This window comes from Cardinium endosymbiont of Culicoides punctatus, assembly GCF_004354815.1.
GTDB lineage: Bacteria > Bacteroidota > Bacteroidia > Cytophagales > Amoebophilaceae > Cardinium.
In genome coordinates, this window is the sequence record NZ_QWJI01000001.1 from 31,895 (window position 1) to 51,502 (window position 19,608).

The 19,608-nt window shown below is 34.3% G+C and carries 15 protein-coding genes; 12 read left to right on the top strand and 3 right to left on the bottom strand.

Features of this window, described 5'->3' with window-relative positions:
• Positions 1-261 precede the first annotated feature (261 nt).
• On the bottom strand, positions 262-1,194 hold the full coding sequence (locus CCPUN_RS00125) for a hypothetical protein (RefSeq protein ID WP_133281564.1): 933 nt from the start codon (positions 1,192-1,194) through the stop codon (positions 262-264).
• Between the two features lie 296 nt (positions 1,195-1,490).
• Here CCPUN_RS00125 and CCPUN_RS00130 point away from each other — a divergent pair, with 296 nt between their 5' ends.
• Complete coding sequence (locus CCPUN_RS00130) at positions 1,491-3,032, top strand: OstA-like protein (RefSeq protein ID WP_133281565.1); 1,542 nt, start codon at positions 1,491-1,493, stop codon at positions 3,030-3,032.
• Between the two features lie 246 nt (positions 3,033-3,278).
• Here CCPUN_RS00130 and CCPUN_RS00135 read toward each other — a convergent pair whose 3' ends face one another.
• Entirely contained in the window at positions 3,279-4,832 is a 1,554-nt protein-coding gene (locus tag CCPUN_RS00135; RefSeq protein ID WP_133281566.1) for an Rne/Rng family ribonuclease, read from the bottom strand.
• Between the two features lie 787 nt (positions 4,833-5,619).
• On the opposite strand from CCPUN_RS00135, the gene CCPUN_RS00140 reads away from it, so the two are divergent.
• On the top strand, positions 5,620-6,210 hold the full coding sequence (locus CCPUN_RS00140) for a phospholipase D family nuclease (RefSeq protein ID WP_165941862.1): 591 nt from the start codon (positions 5,620-5,622) through the stop codon (positions 6,208-6,210).
• 21 nt (positions 6,211-6,231) lie between these two features.
• On the opposite strand, the gene CCPUN_RS00145 is transcribed toward CCPUN_RS00140, so the two are convergent.
• Positions 6,232-7,536 carry a DNA recombination protein RmuC gene (locus CCPUN_RS00145; protein WP_240034329.1) on the bottom strand — a complete coding sequence of 435 codons (1,305 nt, stop codon included), beginning with the start codon at positions 7,534-7,536 and terminating at the stop codon, positions 6,232-6,234.
• Positions 7,537-7,787: 251 nt separating this feature from the next.
• Between CCPUN_RS00145 and CCPUN_RS00150 the strand changes: the two genes are divergently transcribed.
• From CCPUN_RS00150 to CCPUN_RS00195, 10 genes are all read left to right on the top strand, one after another.
• The gene (locus CCPUN_RS00150; protein WP_165941863.1) at positions 7,788-9,059 is read left to right on the top strand and encodes an ATP-dependent Clp protease proteolytic subunit; all 1,272 of its coding nucleotides are present in this window, start codon (positions 7,788-7,790) and stop codon (positions 9,057-9,059) included.
• A gap of 294 nt (positions 9,060-9,353) precedes the next feature.
• Positions 9,354-10,406 carry a T9SS ring complex lipoprotein PorK/GldK gene (porK, locus tag CCPUN_RS00155; protein ID WP_133281569.1) on the top strand — a complete coding sequence of 351 codons (1,053 nt, stop codon included), beginning with the start codon at positions 9,354-9,356 and terminating at the stop codon, positions 10,404-10,406.
• A gap of 42 nt (positions 10,407-10,448) precedes the next feature.
• Positions 10,449-11,255, top strand: a complete 807-nt coding sequence (gene porL, locus CCPUN_RS00160; protein ID WP_133281570.1) for a type IX secretion system motor protein PorL/GldL — start codon at positions 10,449-10,451, stop codon at positions 11,253-11,255.
• A 50-nt stretch (positions 11,256-11,305) separates the two neighbouring features.
• Complete coding sequence (porM, locus tag CCPUN_RS00165) at positions 11,306-12,886, top strand: type IX secretion system motor protein PorM/GldM (RefSeq protein ID WP_133281571.1); 1,581 nt, start codon at positions 11,306-11,308, stop codon at positions 12,884-12,886.
• Between the two features lie 10 nt (positions 12,887-12,896).
• Positions 12,897-13,742: a type IX secretion system ring subunit PorN/GldN gene (gene porN / locus CCPUN_RS00170; protein WP_133281572.1), complete on the top strand. Its 846-nt coding sequence runs from the start codon at positions 12,897-12,899 to the stop codon at positions 13,740-13,742.
• A gap of 246 nt (positions 13,743-13,988) precedes the next feature.
• Positions 13,989-14,264 carry a 30S ribosomal protein S15 gene (rpsO, locus tag CCPUN_RS00175; RefSeq protein ID WP_133281573.1) on the top strand — a complete coding sequence of 92 codons (276 nt, stop codon included), beginning with the start codon at positions 13,989-13,991 and terminating at the stop codon, positions 14,262-14,264.
• Positions 14,265-14,405: 141 nt separating this feature from the next.
• A complete protein-coding gene (locus CCPUN_RS00180; RefSeq protein ID WP_133281574.1) occupies positions 14,406-16,565 on the top strand; it encodes a polyribonucleotide nucleotidyltransferase in 2,160 nt (719 codons plus the stop codon).
• 58 nt (positions 16,566-16,623) lie between these two features.
• Positions 16,624-17,487: a sigma-70 family RNA polymerase sigma factor gene (locus tag CCPUN_RS00185; RefSeq protein ID WP_133281575.1), complete on the top strand. Its 864-nt coding sequence runs from the start codon at positions 16,624-16,626 to the stop codon at positions 17,485-17,487.
• A gap of 268 nt (positions 17,488-17,755) precedes the next feature.
• On the top strand, positions 17,756-18,712 hold the full coding sequence (gene trxB, locus CCPUN_RS00190; RefSeq protein WP_133281576.1) for a thioredoxin-disulfide reductase: 957 nt from the start codon (positions 17,756-17,758) through the stop codon (positions 18,710-18,712).
• 8 nt (positions 18,713-18,720) lie between these two features.
• Positions 18,721-19,581, top strand: a complete 861-nt coding sequence (locus CCPUN_RS00195) for a DMT family transporter (RefSeq protein ID WP_255414869.1) — start codon at positions 18,721-18,723, stop codon at positions 19,579-19,581.
• Positions 19,582-19,608 lie beyond the last annotated feature (27 nt).

The window sequence follows — 19,608 nt, forward strand, 5'->3', positions numbered from 1 at the left end:
TGGATAAATTTAACATATTTTACATTGATAATAAAGAAAATGATAATTATTTATCCTTCTATTTATATTTCTGTCTTGATATAAAGGTATCAAAAATAAGATTTGTATAAAAAAATTCCATACAGGTATTGCTGAAGTGTAACGTCAGTTCGAAATTACATCCGTACTGACGTTAACGAGAAAACATTGGATAAGGAGAGGCTTAATTGGCAAAATTATGTGGTGTTAGATCAAATTTTAACCAATAACATCTCAATGCTATTACTGGGTTCTATTTTTTTTCTTGCCTGGAGAAGCCGCTCTTTTATTATCAATTAATGCTTTCGCTTCCTTATAGTTCTTTTCTGCTTGGTCTAAATAACCTTGAATAGTATGATTAGTCAGGTTTTTTTGAGTATCTTTCGCGGCATTTAAACGAGATAAAAAGTTATTCAAAATACCATTGTTGTTTGCATCCCATTCGGCTAATTTTCGTTTTAGTTGCTCACTTCCATTGGGCATTTTCTCAATTTTCTTCACTTCATCTAACATTCTTTTTGATTCTGTTAAGAGATCACCTGTTTCTTGCTTTTGTTGTGCTTGGTTTTTCAAAAACTCTTTATTATCAATATTTTTTTTGTCCTCTACGGCTTGTTTCGCTTGCGTATAGTTCTTTTCTGCAGATTTTAGATTATTCTGAGCATTTGTTAATAAGGTTTGAATCGTATTAGCATCCTCATCTGTAATTTCTTTAGCTTTATCGGTCAAGCTGTTTTGAGTAGTTTTCGCTGCGTTTAAAGTAGATAAAAAATCATTCAATTTATTCTCATCAGGAATTGTTTTTAACATTCTTTCGGACTCTGTTAAGCATTCTTTTGTACTATTAACGTGGTTTTCATATGCTGAAATTAATGTAGAGAAATCTTGTTTTTGATGGAGGGGGCTTGCAGATGTAGATCCTATAGGTGGTGTATTAGAATTTCTTATAGGCTTTTGATTTTCTTCAGATTCCTTTTTCACAGTTTCTGCATCATTATTATGATAACCATTACCTGTCTTTTCTGTCTTTTTGTTATGTTGAGTATTTCCACTTTGCTGTCTTGTGAAGACATAGGTATGTTTGGTTCCATTGCACCCATCCATAGCCGATATAGTTAAGGTAAATAGAAAGATAGCTATATTAAGCAATAGACTTTTTGTTTTATTTTTTTTCATATAAATATATTTTTTGTGCATTTAAATACTATAACAACCAGATTAAAGCACTAGACATGTGCATATGTGTCATTATTCCCTATGTATAAGTGTAATTAAATTTTGTTTATTTTCCTATTATTTGTTACCTATAATTAATATTTTGAAATCATTAAAAGTGGGGGTTCATGGGTGTTCCCTTTCTGTACAAGAGGAATTTTTCTTGCGGTTATATTGATGCTATAGGTGATTATCTTGCTTTTTTTTATATTTAGCCAGCAGTGATCTATTTGTGTTTAAAATACGTATACAATAAGATGTCCAAAAAAACAATCTACTTCATTTTTCTTTCACTATTTTTAATAAGTCTGCATTTTGCAGTATCCGCTGATGAAAAATCTGTTACTTATACAGCCCAATCTTTAGAAGCCGATTTGTTAAATAATAAGCCTTGTAAACGATTAGAGGGCAATGTGCGTTTTACTTTTCATCAAACTGGCATTGTATTATCCGCAGATAAGGTTTATAAATATGATGATGAAGACTTAATAGAAGCTCAAGGGAATGTCCAAATGGTAGATAAACAGGGCCGTCTTATAAAAGCAGACCGACTAACTTACTATTCAGAAACAAAGCTGGCTACTTTGCAGGATAATGTGATGTTTGAATCTGAAAATGTTACTTGTTATACACAACAATTGGTCTATGATATGGAGAAAAAGCAAAGCAGCTTTTCGAATGGTGTTAAATTATTGCAAAACGAAATGATTTTAACCAGCACAAATGGAATGTATAACGGAATAACCCATACAGCCACTTTTTTAGGAGAGGTTGTCCTTTCAGATCCTAGGTACGTAGTATATTCCAATCAACTGAGTTACCATACCACAACAGAAACTGCTTCTTTTTCAGGACCTACGAAAATTACTGCAGAACAAGGTATGTTGACAACAGCTCATGGAGGAATCTATCAAATAGCTAAAAAATACCTTTTGTTTAACCAGGGGACGCTAGATATTAAGGATCTTTCTCTTTTTGCAGATCGTTTAGAGCTATTTGATGCAAAAGATTGTGTTGCTACAGGACATGTGTCACTTCGTAGTAAAGTACACAATATGGTAATCACTGGAGAAAAAGCTACTTATTCTGCAAAAGACAAGAAAACAGAAATTACTGGACAGCCTTTACTAACAAGTACGATTAATGATGAGCTGATATATCTTCGTGCAGATACGTTTATTGTTTTAGAAAAAGAAAATATAAAAGAAAAGCATAATCCCATTCATGAAATTCATGCATTAAATAATGTTAGGCTCTATCAAGAGCTTATACAAGGCATTGCGGATGGTGCTGTTTATAATTCGAGTGATAATACCATTCGCTTACAAAATAAACCCGTCGTTTGGTGTGGGAATTATCAAATTACAGGGGAAGATGTACATCTAGCTATATTAGAAGATGAACAAGTTAAAATGTTTGTAAATAAAAATTTATTTATGGCATCTGCTGATCCTGTGGGTAACTACAATCAAGTAAAAGGTCATAAGATGACTGCAGATTTCCAGAAAGGAGCCATCGAAAAAATGTCCGTAGAGGGTAATGGTGAAAGTCTCTATTTTATTCTTGCGGAAAATAATGAGCTGGTAGGCATGAATCATATGAAGTGTAATCTCATGGAAATCACTATAAAAGAAAATCAATTAGAACGGATGGAATTTAAGCCAAAACCTAATGGCGTGTTTTATCCAGCAGAGAAAATAAAAGAAGAACAAATGAAGTTAGAAGATTTTGTTTGGTATGGTGAAAAGTGGCCTACTAAAGAAAATATTTTAGCAATGAATCCGTTAAATGAAATATAATCGGTCTTCAAATATTTTTTATGAATATAGTATTGCTAATATCTGTTCATAAAACTTCCTTACTGTAAATCGTCTACTAACAAAAATCTCTTTTTTAGGGGGTAAAAAAGCAAGAAAGAAACCCCTTTCTTCTCAGAAGGAGGATATCTTGTTTGTGTTTATATATTTTATTGGCTGTTAATAAAAAACAGGCTTGCCTTTTTAATTCAGACAAGCCTGCATACAGGATTAGCATTCCAAAAAATATTACCGAAGTTCTATTTCCTCTTGATTTTTATCTAAAAACTTGTAATCCGTTATGGCCATTGAAGAGTCCTTCACTAGTGTAACCCATTTCCCATATTTCAGAAACCATTTGAGGCGTTTAGATAACCAATTTTGTGTAAAATAGGCATAAAGATAAGGATGCAATAAGAGCTTTATATTTTTCTCATTTTGGTTCATTAAGATAAGAGATAAATCTGATTCAATTCTTTCTGATACCAACAAAGAAGCATCTATCTTTCCAGTTCCATTACAAGAAGGACAAAGTTCTCTCGTAACTACATTCATTTCTGGCCTTACCCTTTGTCTTGTGATTTGCATTACTCCAAATTTTGACAATGGTAAGACAGAAGCTTTAGCACGATCTTCTTTCATAAATTCCTTCACCTTTTGATAAAGGAGCTTACGATCTTCAACATCTTTAAGATCTATGAAGTCAATTACAATAATGCCTCCCATATCACGTAAACGTAACTGTCTAGCAATCTCTTTAGCAGCAGCCAAGTTTGCATTTAAGGCAGTCTTTCCTTGTCCTTCCTCATCTAAAGCTCTATTTCCACTATTTACGTCAATGACATGCATGGCTTCGGTATGTTCTATAATTAGATACCCTCCCCCGTCTATGCCAACTGTTTGACCAAATAATGTTTTCAACTGTTTTTCTATACCTAACTGTTCAAAGAGTTTAAACCTACTTTGGTGCAGTTTAAGAATCTTTTCTTTCTCAGGTGCAATGGTATGTATGTACTGTTTGACTTCAGCATAAAGCGATTTATCATCCACTATAATGCTATCGAAAGACTCATTAAGCATGTCCCGAAGAATAGTATAGGTTCTATTTACTTCTCCTATAACTTTTTCGCCAGGAAAGATAGTTGCAAGCTGTTTCATCCCTTTTTTCCACTTATCAACAAGGTCTTTAAGATCCCTATCTAGCGTAGCAACATCGATACCTTTCGCCACTGTACGGACAATTATGCCAAAGTTTTTCTCTTTTATTGAAGCAATTAGGCGATGCAATCGATCGCGTTCCTCAGGATTCGTAATCTTTTTGGAAATACTAATTGTATCCACAAAAGGTATTAGTATCATATAGCGACCAGGGAAAGCTAATTCCGAAGAGATGCGTGGTCCTTTATTAGATATCGGCTCTTTTACTATTTGAACCAATACCTCTTGTCCTTTCATAAGGACATCTCCAACCTTACCCAGTTTATCTATAATGGGCTCAATCGAAAAATTTGCGAGACTGTCTACATTCCCGTGTCGCTCTCTGACAATTTTAATAGCTTTTTGTAGAGAATTGAACTGTGGTCCTAGGTCCAAATAATGCAAAAAAGCATCTTTATGATACCCTACATCCACAAAACAAGCATTTAAACTGGGGACTATTTTTTTAATAATGCCCAGATAAATGTCACCTACTGTAAATCTATTATCTTCTTTTTCTACGTGGTATTCAAATAGATTTCCATCTTTAAGCAATGCTATCCTGCAATCATCATTTATACTATTAATCACTAATTCGTTACCCACGCGTTCATTCTTTGTTTATGTTTTTACAGAAACCTAAAAACAGAAAGCAATTAGTAGCGTATCTAGGCATTATAAATAATCAAGCAAAACAGATAATAATATCTTTTTCACTTAGTGCTATCTATTTTTCTTTTTATGTCTATTCAACCTAAGGCGTTTTTTACGCTTATGTGTAGCTACCTTTTGTCTTTTTCTTTTTCTACCACAAGGCATTTTACTCAGATTTCGTAAGTTAATAATTGTATTACCACCGAACAGCTATTCTCTTTGACAATATATTTCCCTTCAATAAGGAAAAATATACAGCAAACCTTCACCATTATTTTAAAATCAAAAAATAATGCATACAAAAGAATTATATACATTACCTTACTCCCACACTTTAAAAATTTTAGGAGTACATTTTTTCTAATTTACTGTTTTTTTTCTAAATTCCACTTATTGTGATCTGTTCTTTCTTAAAAGAACTTACATTAAATTTGTGATTTTAACTCAGATTGTGTACACATAATATTGTCCTTCTATGAAATGAGATAAACTTGATAAAAAAAACTGTTTTGTAAAGCATATAAAATGTTTAAAACATTAAACGATTAAGTAACATCAGTTAGCTATTTATAGATTTGCATAATGTTTTTGAGGCGATAACAATTTAATGGCTATGAGTACTGCATAAACACCTCAGAACCGCACAGAATGTGTAATGAATGTGGGCGGTTGTTTATTGCATATATGCTTATTATATGTATATAATATAATATTAATGGGAAGAAAATCTAAATCAACAATGCGGTCATATACTTCTAAGGTGTATTTCCAACTTATAGGCAGTATTATCATCGGAATTGTTAGTGTAATAGTCAATTATTCATCTTGTAGTACATTGCATCAATCTGATTTTAGTTCAGATGTAGATGTAAAAGTAGAAGTCCATTTTACACCCGATGACCCTTGTTTGAATATAATTATACATAATATTCTGTCTGCAAAAAAAATGATTTTTGTGCAAGCATACGTTATCACTTCTAAAAAAATTGTGGACGCGCTGATACAAGCACACCTAAAAAAAGTAAACGTTCAATTATTAGTAGACAAGAATGCCCCAACTACAAAGGGCAGCCAAATAAACTTTATATTAGAACATGGCATTCCTGTTATAGTTGATAAAACCATTGGACTTGCGCACAATAAAATTATGATTATTGATGATTCGTGTGTGATTACAGGTTCTTTTAACTGGACACATGGCGCCCAAAATAGAAATGCAGAAAATATAGTCATTATAAGAGGGAAATGTCATAATGAAAAATTTAAAAAAAATTGGTATAGGAGAGCTGCGTTAGGAGAAAAATTAAAAACAAAAAATGGCTTTCATTAGCTGAATGCATGTCATGCATGCTTATTCTTGAGAAGCCTTATCTATTAGTTGTGCATCTAAGATCTTACTTGTACGGGCGCCCAATGTTCTCATCTTTTGTGCTCTAGATACGAGGTTCCCTTTTCCATCATAGAGCTTCTTAGTTGCTTCTGAATAACACTTTTGCGTTAGATCTAATTGACGACCTATATTTTTAAGATCTTCTACAAATCCAACAAATTTGTCATATAGAGCTCCTCCTTGTGCTGCAATTTCTATAGCATTTTGATTTTGATATTCTTGACGCCATAAATTTGCAATAGTACGCAAGGTTGTAATAAGATTTGAAGGGGATACTATAATAACATTTCGCTCATAGGCCTCATTAAAAAGCGTAAAATCTTCTTGCATGGCTAATGAAAATGCTGGTTCAATCGGTACAAACATTAAAATAAAGTCTAATCCTTGAATATTATAAATGGACTGATAGTTTTTTTCACTTAGGGTTTTAATATGGCGCTTAATAGATTGAACATATTGCTTGAGATAACTGCTGCGTTGAAGTTCATTTTCTGTATTAAAAAATTGTTCATAGTGTATTAGAGATACTTTTGAGTCTATGATAATATTTTTATCTTTTGGTAAATTTACAATTATGTCTGGTTGAAGCCTTTGGCCTTCTGCTATTGTAATGGATGGTTGGACTGTATATTCCCTGTTTTTTACCAAGCCAGATCTTTCTAATATTTTTTCTAAAATAAACTCACCCCATCCACCTTGCAATTTAGAATCTCCTTTAAGTGCTTTAGTTAAATTTTCAGCTTCTTGGGTAATTTTTACATTAAGGCTGTGTAATTGTTGTAGTTCTGTGCGTAATGCTACATTCCTTTCTAAACTTTGTTGGTTAGCGTGTGCTACTTGCTTTTCAAAAGCACTGATTTTTTCCCCCAACGGCATTAGGAGACGTTCTATTTGGAGCTGACTATGGTCCGTAAGCTTACGACTTTTCTCCTCCAAAAGTTCATTGGCTAAATTTTTAAAATGAACAGACAATTGTGTTTGAATATGATTCAAAGAATGTCCCTGCTCAGCTATTTTTCCCTCCAAATGTTTATGCTCTGCTAAAGAAATAGCTAGTTCTTTGTTTAAGTCAAGGTATTTGTCTTGATATAATTTAGCTTCTTTTTTAGTTTCTTCTAACTCTTTTTCTAAATGAGTAATGCTGTTTGTTAACAGTGTAGTCGATCCCTTATGCAGAATTTTTGCTATTATCCATCCAATAAAAAAACCAAGCAATAATAAAATTAAGATAAACGTGGCGTAAATAACAATAACCATAGCAGTCATATCTGAATGAAAGTTTTATACTTCTAAAATTACTTATCTATAGTAAGCAAAAAAAGCATATTATACCGAATAATAGTTCTTTTTCTAGATTTATATATTGAAATTGGCTTCTTCAATCTAATTGTGGTATATTTGTCCTATGTCTTTTTGTTGGCTATATAATAAACGCATTTAATCCAATGATATATTTTAACTACAAACATAAGTTACTGTTCTCTTGCCTAGTAGTAGCTGCTAGCCATAATATAACTATGGCAAAAAAGATTGAGGATAATAACGAAACATCTTCCAATGTATCTACATCAAATGGTATAAATAATAATGATGTAGATATGCGTGCTGAACTGGAAGCTGAAAATGCGCTTCGTAGAGCTCGTTTAGAAAAACAACTTTCAGGTATTGTTGATAAGATTGAACGACTTCGTCTTGAAAGAGAACATGCACGTCTGCTTAAAGATGTAGAGGACGAAAAGGTCCGTGAGGAGCATGACAAGGCCATGCGGTTGCTACATATGGAAAAAGAAAGACTTGTCGTTGAAATGGAACTTGAACAGGTTAAGTTCACAAAGCAGATGAAGGTACATCATGTTCAAATCGCTGAACTAGAAATGAAAGCAAATTTAGAACGAAGTCATACCCAACTATTACAAGAACAAAGAAACAGACTACAAGCAGAAATTCATGCTCTACAAACAGCAGTAGATCGGGAAAAGTATACGCACAAAAAGCCTGTTTACCTTAAAGAGCCACTTCGCAAAGCAGATAATATTTTAGTTGTTTCTGATAGATGTATACCGTTAAATGGCAGCATCATGCCTTGGAGTGCCAATCACATTGTAGACCAAATTCAATATTTTAATAACAAAGATAGCAGCAGCCCTATATTTATAATAATTGGAGCATCGCCCGGCGGCTCTGTTGAAGCAGGATACCATATTTTACAAGCCATGCATGCTAGCAAAGCACCTATCTATGTAGTGGTAAAGCAGTATGCGGGTTCTATGGCTGCTATTATTGCTACATTAGCTACTAAATCTTATGCTTGTCCGGATGCTGAGATATTGCATCACCATCCTTCTATGAATTACTTTTTTGATTCCCGAAATCTACCAGTGCTGGAAGAAGACTGTAAAATGCTTAAAGAAATTTGGGAACGTTTAGGGGGAAAAATAGCCAAAAAGATGGGTATATCATTAAAAGAATTCAGCAAAAAATTATATGAGAAATCCGTAACGGGAGATTGGCGTGAGTATGCAGATGGTGCTAAAAAACTTAAATGGGTTGATTATGTTATACATGGTATTGAAGATACAGGTATCAATGCTTTGCCCAACCCAGATAATTATACTTGGAAAAAGTATTTTGAGGATTGCTACGGTTTTGATGCGTCCAGTAACGCCCCATTATCTGCTGAAATAACAGCCTATTATGCATCCGCACCACATGATTTTGACTATAGTTATAGACCAAGCCAGTCTAAACAGAATCAACAAGCTCAGGTTGTAAGTAAACTTAACCATTAGTTGTTGCGCATTTCTGCAGTTTAGGGCAAATTTTCCCATAGTACTAAGTACTATTTCGCTATTCTGTAGAAAATAGAAACATTACGTGGATTCATGGTTAGGTGATATTGTTAGTAATATCAAAAAAGCATATATTGCCCTAATTATGCGGATGTGGGATGGTTCCTTAAATGGTATCTGTTTGTAGCTTTCTAGTTTTTTTATAGAAAATAAAAAAAGTTATTACTTTTTTATTATTATGTATTATTATGCAAACAATGTTATATAAAAATTATTTGTAATATATACCCTCTTATGCTTTTTAGTTTTAAATATTTTAGATCATCCCTCTCAATTATAATTAGGTTTGCTAGGCACGGTTCATCGAGGCTATTTTTATCGACTTTAGTTTACTTAATTGTAAGTGGATTTGGTACAGTACACCCCAATCAAAATGGAGAAATTCTTGGTCGTAGTAACAAAAAAGGATGGAAAAATGATGCGCCAGCTGGCATGGTTTTGGTTCCAAGTGGCACTTTTTTAATGGGTGGGGGAGTTAATCAAGGCGTTATTGAACGAACCAATATTATACAACGCAAGACAATTACTCAATTCTATATGGATGAGACCGCAATTACAAATGCACAATATCGAGAATTTATATCTATTGTTCGTTCTAATCCAGAACTATATGGACTAGATGAAACCTATATCGATGAAAAGTTGATGCCTGATAAAAATGTGTGGAAAAAAGATTTTGGATCTAGGTTTATGGGAGATGAACTTACTGAAAACTATTATGACAATCCCATTTTTGACAATTATCCAGTTGTGGGCATTACTTGGGAAGCTGCTAAAGAATATGCAAAAGTGCGTTCGATCTATAAAAATGAATATTTAAAAAAGAAAGGACTACCTCTTAGTCCTAGTTTTAGGCTTCCCACAGCAGCCGAGTGGGAGTATGCGGCAAAAGGAGGTCAAGAACATGCGCAATATCCATGGGGAGGCCCCTTTGTAAGGGATGAACAAGGTAAATTACTAGCTAACTTTCAGGCGACGAAAGGGAATTTTGCGGAATGTGGTTACACATACACTTCGCCGGTGAAAGCCTTTCCTCCCAATAGCTATGGACTGTATGATATGGCTGGAAATATTGCAGAATGGTGTGAAGATGACTATACCCCTTTACTTGCACAAAAAAGCTGCTCGATTAATCCAGTGTATAGGGAAGACGGCGTTGCTAAAGTAATTAAAGGGGGCTCTTGGAAAGATATTTCTTATTTTTTACAGACAGGTGTTTTTGATTGTGAACACAAGGATAAGTCCCGTTCATTTATTGGCTTTAGGTGCGTTATGCCAGTTATGTAATAAACAGACAATAAAAATATATTATAACTTAAATTCACAATAATGAACAATAATTTTAGTAGTTTTAGAGATAGGTTTTATACCTCTATCATGCCATTTGTATACAATATTGGTGCAGCCATTGTAATTATAGGGGCTATGTTCAAGCTGTTGAATTTACCTGGAGGGTCATTAATGCTGGGGGTTGGGCTCTCTACAGAAGCATTGATTTTTGTTTTAAGTAGCTTTGAACCTAAACATCCAGAAGTAGATTGGACGCGTGTATATCCCGAACTTTCCACTAACTATAGGGGTGATACTCCGCGTCGTAATGAAGTCCCCACACCGGGGATGGCTCAAAAATTGAACGAATGCTTGGAACAAGTAAAAATAGATACTACTTTGCTGGAAAACTTAGCAAATTCTATTCGTGGTTTTTCAGATAATGTTGCAGCAATACCATCTTTTGCACAACTTGGTGAAGTGACAGAAAACTATATCAGAAATGTAGGGCAGGCAACACAAGTCATCGGGGACGTTGCTAACGTAAGTGATTCGATTAACAGCATGCTTCATGGATTTAACAAAATAGCTTCCAAAGATGGATTGGTAAATTATGCCAATCAAATAGAAGAAATGAATAACATGTTGGCTACTATGAATGGGCTTTACAAAAGAAAACTCCATAGTATGGAAGAACAGACTAGTAGTTCTAACCTCTTGCATGAGCATCTAAAAAATGTACTTTCAGAAATGGAAATTGCGGGCAATGAGGTTGTGAATTTTAAGAAAGAATTGGCTTTGCTGAATCAAAAAGTAACTTCTCTTAATGAAATTTATGCGAAAACACTAACTGCTTTTAGAGGTTAACATGTCAAGCAAAATACTTTAGCATAATACATAATTAATTATTAACATTAATGGCAGGAGAAAGGTTAAGTTCTAGGCAGAAAATGATAGGGATGATGTATCTGGTATTAACAGCGATGTTAGCCCTACAAGTCAGTTCTAGTGTATTGGATAAATTTATCTTATTATCTATAAGCATTGATAAAAGTAGGAATTTACAATTGCAACATAATAAAGATGCCATTACTTCCCTGAAACGGATGGTGAGTGATATGGGTAACCGTTTAGGAGATGTCCAAGTATTTGACCAAGTATTAGACATACATAACCATACTTTAGAGCTCGTCCAATATATAGATGGACTAAAGAACCAATTAATAGATTTAGAAGGTGGTATAGATGCTACAACTAAATTGCCAAAAGGGTTAAAAAGTGATGCTCAAGTAGCCCATCTTATGATCAATAATGGAGAAGGGAGTGTTTTAAAAAACAGATTAAATAAATATATAGAACAAGTCTCTTTTGTAACAAAAAAAAAATATCCCTCTATTGCTTTTGATGCAAAAGACCATGATTTCTTTAGTCATGATCCAAATCAATCTGGTAAAGATTTTGTTACATTGAATTTTGACCATATCCCTCTTGGTACAGCCCTAGCAACATTAAGTCAGTTTGCGTCTGAAGTTGTCACTGCAGAAACAGATTCTATTAATATATTGGGTAGTAGTATAGGATCCTCTGATGTTAAATTTGACACACTTAAGTTACTAGCCAATACAAAGTCTCATATTGTTGCAGCTGGAAGTAAATATGAAGCCGATTTGATTTTGGCAGCTTCTTCCTCTGCAGTTTCTCCAGATATGTTTGTGGATGGCAAGCCTATTAGGGTTGAAGATGGAGTCGGAAAAATTGCATTTACAACTACCCCTGGAGCATATAATAATGATGGATTTGCAAAAAAAACCTTCAAGGCTGAGATTAAATTAAAGTCTACCGGAGGTCAAGAGTCCATTATTACAGAAAATATAGAATATCTAGTAGCACAACCCGTTATTCAGATTAAATCAGCTGCTGTACAAGCCTTATATCGAAATTGTGGTAATGATTTAGATATTCAAGTTCCATCCCTAGGCATTGCTTACAAGCCTCGTTTCACTGCATATGGTGGTGAAATAATACTTGGTAATAAGAAAGGAGTTGTTACTATAATTCCTAAAAATAAAGAAGTTAAACTAAGTGTATATAATGGAGACTGTCTAATAGGGACAGAATCTTTTCTAGTAAAGGATATTCCAGACCCAGTAGTCTGTATTACAAGTATGAATAAATCCATTGATATGAAGCTTGGCGTACCGGCACCTGGCCCTAGAAAGTTAGAAGCTAAAGTGATTCCTGATAAATATTTTCAAGAGTTTCTCCCTAAGGATGCTAGATATAAAATATTCGAGTGGGTCGTGACATTAGCTCGTGGTAGTCGTCCTGTAGAAAAGATAGAAGTAAAGGGAGAAGTAGCTGATTTACGTAAAATTTCGTCTTTAGCGAAGCCAGGTGATCGCTTATTGATTGAAATAAAAAAAATAGCAAGAACAAACTTTAAAAATGAAGTTGAAATAACTAGTAACAGGTCTTTCTTTAACATTCCACTGAATTAAATGTATAATTATGTCCCTTAGGAATCTTCTTTTTATATTAAGTATTTGTCTATCATTTTCGTTCGATGCTTCTTATGGAGCAGAAGATGAATTGTCAAATAAGGAAGAAAGTGTGTTACCAAATGGAGGAGAAGATGCTTTATTAGAATCTTACAGTAAAAATGCAACAAGTGCTATACCAAGGGCTTATGTCCTCTATAAGAAAAAGGTTTGGAGAGAAATCTATCTAGATGAAAAACAGAATAGGCCATGCTTTATGCGAGATAAGGAAATTTCTAAAGTGATCATAGATGGTGTGAAAAAAGGCTTACTTGTTCCTTATAAGGATGATAAACTCGTAGAGGTTATGCCCATGTCAGCGTTTTTAAAAAATTTACTTATGGACGAATCAGAAGATGCATCACAAGATACTACTGGACACGAGTTTTATGGGCATGATATTTCTACCCTATGTCTAGTAGAAAATGTTATTTTTAATAAAATTTCATCTAAAAAAGAATATGATATTGAATCTATTCAACTTATTGTTCCTAGTAAAAAAAATTACCCTTTCTTTCAGTTAGATCGTCCAATAGCTACGTTTAAGTATAAAGATCTATTAGCATACTTTAATAAGCTTCCATTAGAAGAAGTATGTTGGTGTAATCCGTCAAATACAGCAGAAACGTTAACATGGATGGATGCTTTTTCACTCAGACTATTTGGCGGTAAAATTATAAAAATTGAAACCCTAGATGACGCTAACTTGGATGCATTATACCAAGATAGTTATACAAAGGAAATAGGTCCAGATGCATCTCAAAAAATAGCTGAAAAAATAGATGTGGAATTTGAATATCTCTTGTATGAATACTAGGTGCAAGTTTTTTATTTACTAAGGTATTCATGTTACATAAACATTACATCAACTTTGCCAAAATATAGTAATCGTGTGTGTCTTAAGTTTATGCTTTAATCCTTAGAATGATTCTGTAAAATTCGTTCAAAATCATTGTATTAGCAATTAGTGTAGTTTTTATATTTGCCATTAGATAATTTTATTTGTAATTTTGTTTAGGGGTAATTTTATCCCTGGCTTTGCCTAGGTTTTTTAGTAAAAAATATGAAGTTAACAAATCAAGATAAAACAAATCTTTTTAAGACTTTTGGATTCAAGCAATCTGAAAAAGATAGTGGCTCACCAGAATCTCAAATTTCTTTATTTACACACAGAATTAAACATTTGACAGAACATTTAAGTGTTAAAAAGAAAGATTATGCTGCAAAATTAGGACTTTTAAAATTGGTAGGCAAACGCAAACGTATGCTTGCTTATCTTAAGGAAGAAGATCTCAATCGTTACAGGAATATTATTACAAACCTTGGGCTAAGAAAATAATTCATTTTTAGTTTTCTTTTTTATTTAAGATCAAAGATTTTCCTATGCATAAAAATGATGGGGAAATCTTTTAGAATTTCATGACTTCCTACTCCAATTGAGGAGAATTAACGCTTTTTTATATTAAGCTCATCATATTATATGCTCAGAAAAATAGTTTCAAAAACAATAACATTACCCGATAATAGGGTTATTACTATAGAAACTGGGAAGTTGGCTACCCAGGCTGATGGTTCGGTTGTTGTTCGGATGAACAATACGATACTTCTAGCAACTGTGGTTGCAAAAGAGGGGCCAGAAGAAGGTTTTAGTTTTTTCCCTCTTTACGTAGACTACCAAGAAAAATTTGCTGCTTCAGGTAAAATACCTGGAGGGTTTTTAAAGAGGGAAGGTAGATTGGGAGACCATGAAATACTAGTTGCTAGGTTGGTAGATCGTGCCATTCGTCCGCTTTTTGACGATAGTCTAAATATTGAGGTTCAGGTAAATATATCTCTTATATCTGCAGATAGTGACATTGCACCAGATGCACTTGCTGCTTTAGCTGCTTCGTCTGCTTTAGCCGTTTCTGATATTCCCTTTAATGGTCCTATTTCTGAAGTACGTGTTGCACGTGTACATGGTGATTGGCTCATTAATCCTTCATCTAGTTTGATGCCGTTAGCAGACATCAACATGATTGTAGCTGCTACAGAAGATGGTGTACTCATGGTTGAAGGGGAAATGAATGAAGTACAAGAATCTGAAATGGTAGAAGCCATCCGCTTTGCACATGAGCATATCAAAGTGCATTGTCAAGTTCAAAGGGAGTTTATGGAAGCTGTTGGTATGCAAAAAAGATCTTTACAGTCTACTGCTACACTAACGAAAGCAATGTATGATCCTGCATTACGCCAAGCTATTTATGCTGACATGTATGCAGTAGCTAAAAAGAATATCCCTTCTAAGCGTTTGAGAAAAGAAGCTTTTCTAGCTGTAGAAACAAATTATAGTGCGCAGCTCTCTACAAACCTAGCAGAAGAAGAAGTGTCCTCTGTGCACCAAGGGGAGTTTCTGCTTGACATACAAAATCAAGCTATTAGAGATCTGATATTGAATGAAGGTATACGTTTAGATGGTCGTAAGTTAGATCAAGTTAGGCATATTGAATCTGAGGTAGATTATCTCCCATCTGCCCATGGTTCTGCCCTTTTTACAAGGGAAGAAACCCAATCACTTACTACTGTTACCCTTGGTAGTAAATTTGATGAACAAATCATTGATCGAGTTACAGAAGATGGGTATAATCGCTTTATGCTTCATTATAATTTTCCTGGATTTTCTACAGGTGAAATTAAGCCGAATAGGGCACCTTCTCGTAGAGAAATTGGACATGGACATTTAGCCATGAGGGCACTAAAATCCGTTTTGCCTCCTGATGAAGAAATTTTATATACTATACGTTTAGTTTCTGATATTCTTGAGTCCAATGGGTCTTCTTCTATGGCAACGGTTTGTGCTGGCTCTTTGGCACTTATGGATGCTGGCATTCCTATTAAATCCCATGTTGCAGGTATTGCCATGGGGCTAATTACAGATCCTGTTACAGGAAGATTTGCTGTGTTGTCAGATATTTTGGGAGAAGAAGATCATGTGGGAGATATGGATTTTAAAGTAACGGGCACATGTAACGGTATTACAGCATGTCAGATGGATATGAAAGTTGCCGGTATATCTTATGAGGTATTGGAAACAGCCTTATTGCAAGCAAAAGAGGGCCGGTTACATATTTTTCAGAAAATGGTTGAGACCATTGATGTTCCTCGGTTACAACGTAAAGAACATGCTCCAAGCATTATGAGTATAGAAGTAGAAAAAGAAATGATTGGGGCTATTATTGGCCCTGGAGGAAAAATTATTCAAGAAATTCAAAAAGAGACAGGTACAGATATTGATATTGTTGAAAAGAATAATGTAGGTATTGTTACAATATTTGCTGGTAATCAAAATACGCTACAAAAAGCGCTTAGTAGAGTAAATGCTATTGTTTCCAAACCAGTGGTTGGTGAAATCTATACGGGTAGAGTGAAGGCGGTGCTCAAGTATGGTGCATTTATAGAATTTATGCCTGGTAAAGATGGATTATTGCATATTTCAGAAGTTCGTCATGAAAGAATTGAAGATTTAGAACAGGTATTAGAGGTGGGAGAAGAACTCCAAGTAAAACTTATTGATATAGACTATAAAACAAGTAAATATAAGTTATCACGAAAAGCCTTACTACCTTCTAAAGAAGCTGCTAAAGCAGCCTCCGGTGGGTAGGTTATAGCCATTCTATAGGAAAAATAAATTATGCATGTTCGTTTAACCTGGTAAACATATGAGACAACTTAAGATAAGCAAGCAAATTACAAATCGTGAAAGTCAGTCATTAGATAGGTATCTCCAAGAAATTGGTAGAGTTCCTTTACTTAGTCCAGACGAAGAGGTGGAGCTTTCCAAAAAAATTAGAATGGGAGATAGGGCAGCCTTTGAAAGGTTAACCAAAGCAAACCTTCGTTTTGTTGTTTCTGTTGCTAAGCAATACCAAAATCAAGGGTTATCTTTAAGTGATTTGATTAATGAGGGTAATCTTGGTTTAATTAAATCTGCTCAACGATTTGATGAAAAAAGAGGATTTAAGTTTATTTCTTATGCCGTCTGGTGGATTAGACAGTCTATATTACAGGCTTTAGCTGAACAAGCTAGGATTGTTCGATTGCCATTAAATAGAATTGGTTCTCTGAGTAAAATTTCCAGAACTTTCTCTAAATTGGAACAAAAGTATGAGAGAGAACCAACAGTAGAAGAACTTGCTGAGTTTTTAGAAATAGATCCAGAGGAAGTGAGAGATGCCTTAAAAGTCGCAGGGCGTCATATATCTATTGATGCCCCTTTTGTTCAAGGGGAGGAAAATAGTTTATTGGACGTTTTAGAAAATGATGTAGAAAAAAAGCCAGATAGTGAGTTAATGAATGATTCTTTGTGTAGAGAAATTCAACGCTCATTGATGGTGCTTACACCTAGAGAACGTGATGTATTATGTTCTTATTTTGGTCTTAATAATACGCCAATATTAACCCTAGAAGAAATAGGGGCTAGTTTTGGGTTAACTCGAGAACGTGTTCGTCAAGTAAAAGAAAAGGCTATTAAAAAATTAAAAGCAACACTTGGTCACGAAACATTAAAATGTTATCTAGGGTAGGTAATCAATTATAAAACATTCATTTTTAGCTATAAAAAATTTATACGTTTATGTATAGTGTGCATAAACGTATAAAACTTGCAAGTTAAAGTTTTTTTTAGTTAGCTATAAATATAAAACCAGCATTTTGCAGGAAAATAGGGAAAGAAAATAGGTGTAAAAATACAACTAGCGTCAGATGCTTGTTTTAAACTACAAAAGAGCCTATTTAGTTGTCTCCAAATTTTTATACAGATTTTAGCATTTATCTTATTTTTAACACTATACTATGCTAACTCAACCTACGCAACTAATTATTATTGGAGGAGGACCAGCTGGTTATACTGCTGCTATCTATGCTGCTCGAGCAGGTTTAAACCCTGTGGTATATACAGGACCACAGCCAGGTGGGCAATTAACCATTACGGGGGATGTAGAAAATTATCCTGGATATAGAAATGGGGTACTAGGTCCATCTATGATGGAAGACTTCAAAGCTCAGGCAGAGCGATTTGGAACAATTATTAAAGAGGGAACTATAGTTAAAGTAGATTTTTCTGTTTACCCACGTTTATTGATACTGGATAATGGTCAACAAGTTACAGCACAAGCCATTATAATTGCTGCTGGTGCATCTGCAAAATGGTTGGGATTACCCTCAGAAAAAAGACTTTATGGTAGAGGGGTCTCTGCATGTGCTGTTTGTGATGGCTTCTTTTTTAAAAATGAAACTGTTGTAGTAGTGGGAGGTGGAGACACGGCTGCTGAAGAATCATTGTATCTATCTAAACTTTGTAAAAAAGTACATCTCCTTGTGCGAAAAGGTCAAATGCGCGCTTCAAATATTATGCAGAACCGTGTCAGTAGCAAAGAAAATATTCAAATATGGTTTCATACAGAAGTTAAAGATATCTTAGGACAAGAAACTGTAGAGGGCGTACAGGTTATCCATGTCAAATCCAACCAACTTGATGTAATAGATGCTACAGGTATATTTGTCGCTATCGGTCATCAACCAAATTCGGCTCCATTTTTACCCTACATAGCGGTAGATGATCATGGATATATTCAGGTAACGCCAGGAAGAACGCATACCAACATTTCTGGAGTATTTGCAGCTGGAGATATTCAAGATATTCGATATAGACAAGCCGTAACAGCTGCTGGAACAGGTTGCATGGCAGCACTAGATGCGGAACGTTTTTTACAAGACCAATCTGTAGATTCTATATTTAAAAATCTTTAAAATTGACAATGCATCCACAGCAAAACAATTATTGTCAATCATTAGTTTGGTTATTTTTTAGTATGCTTTCAAGTTGCTTAAATGATGTGGTTACCAAATATTTAGCAGTAGGGCTAACCTCTTATCAGATCTGTTTCTTTCGATTTGCATTTGGCAGCTTGTTCTTGATACCTATTATGATATATCATAAAGGAATCCATGCGTTTAAGACGAAATATTTGGTGCTTCACTTCTTCCGTGGTACATTTTTGGCTATTGGTATGGGGCTATATTGCTATGGCCTTACCCAGGTGGAGATGAGTACAGTTACTGTAATAGGGTTTACCAATCCTATCTTTATACTTATTTTAGCTAGAATTTTTCTTAAAGAACGGGTCGCGTGGCCAATATGGTTGGCTACATTATGTGTTTTTATTGGCATGTCCTTGGTATTTCGTCCTGCTGTAATAGGGTATAATACGCCTGTTTTGGGCTGTATACTATCAACTATTTTTTTTGCATCATTAGATGTTATTAACAAAAAATTTGTAGCGCATGAGGCAATCCTTTCTATGCTCTTTTTCTCTAATTTAATGGCCTCTTTTTGCATGTTACCAGTAGCAGGTTATACCTGGCATACACCAACCTTGTACCAACTATTGGTGTTAAGTATATTGGGTATTGGTAGCAATTTGATCTTATATTTTTTATTAAAAGCATTTCAATTAGTAGATGCCTCTACTTTAGCGCCTTTTAGATATACAGAACTTATATTCTCTATTTTATTTGGTTATCTATTTTTTCATGAGTGGCCAGCTTTTACCACATGGCTGGGTGCTGGAATTATTATTTCTTGTACTTGTTTTATTGCCTATTATCAAAATAAATAATCTATAGTTGATAATTATTTAGTATAA

Bases quoted from the DNA above. Each gene is read 5' to 3' on its own strand.
- porK (WP_133281569.1), top strand. From the start codon at position 9,354: ATGCTTTTTAGTTTTAAATATTTTAGATCATCCCTCTCAATTATAATT.
- rpsO (WP_133281573.1), top strand. From the start codon at position 13,989: ATGAAGTTAACAAATCAAGATAAAACAAATCTTTTTAAGACTTTTGGA.
- CCPUN_RS00150 (WP_165941863.1), top strand. From the start codon at position 7,788: ATGGCAAAAAAGATTGAGGATAATAACGAAACATCTTCCAATGTATCT.
- porN (WP_133281572.1), top strand. From the start codon at position 12,897: ATGTCCCTTAGGAATCTTCTTTTTATATTAAGTATTTGTCTATCATTT.
- CCPUN_RS00130 (WP_133281565.1), top strand. From the start codon at position 1,491: ATGTCCAAAAAAACAATCTACTTCATTTTTCTTTCACTATTTTTAATA.
- trxB (WP_133281576.1), top strand. From the start codon at position 17,756: ATGCTAACTCAACCTACGCAACTAATTATTATTGGAGGAGGACCAGCT.
- CCPUN_RS00145 (WP_240034329.1), bottom strand. From the start codon at position 7,536: ATGACTGCTATGGTTATTGTTATTTACGCCACGTTTATCTTAATTTTA.
- CCPUN_RS00185 (WP_133281575.1), top strand. From the start codon at position 16,624: ATGAGACAACTTAAGATAAGCAAGCAAATTACAAATCGTGAAAGTCAG.
- CCPUN_RS00140 (WP_165941862.1), top strand. From the start codon at position 5,620: ATGCGGTCATATACTTCTAAGGTGTATTTCCAACTTATAGGCAGTATT.
- CCPUN_RS00180 (WP_133281574.1), top strand. From the start codon at position 14,406: ATGCTCAGAAAAATAGTTTCAAAAACAATAACATTACCCGATAATAGG.
- porM (WP_133281571.1), top strand. From the start codon at position 11,306: ATGGCAGGAGAAAGGTTAAGTTCTAGGCAGAAAATGATAGGGATGATG.
- CCPUN_RS00195 (WP_255414869.1), top strand. From the start codon at position 18,721: ATGCATCCACAGCAAAACAATTATTGTCAATCATTAGTTTGGTTATTT.
- porL (WP_133281570.1), top strand. From the start codon at position 10,449: ATGAACAATAATTTTAGTAGTTTTAGAGATAGGTTTTATACCTCTATC.
- CCPUN_RS00125 (WP_133281564.1), bottom strand. From the start codon at position 1,194: ATGAAAAAAAATAAAACAAAAAGTCTATTGCTTAATATAGCTATCTTT.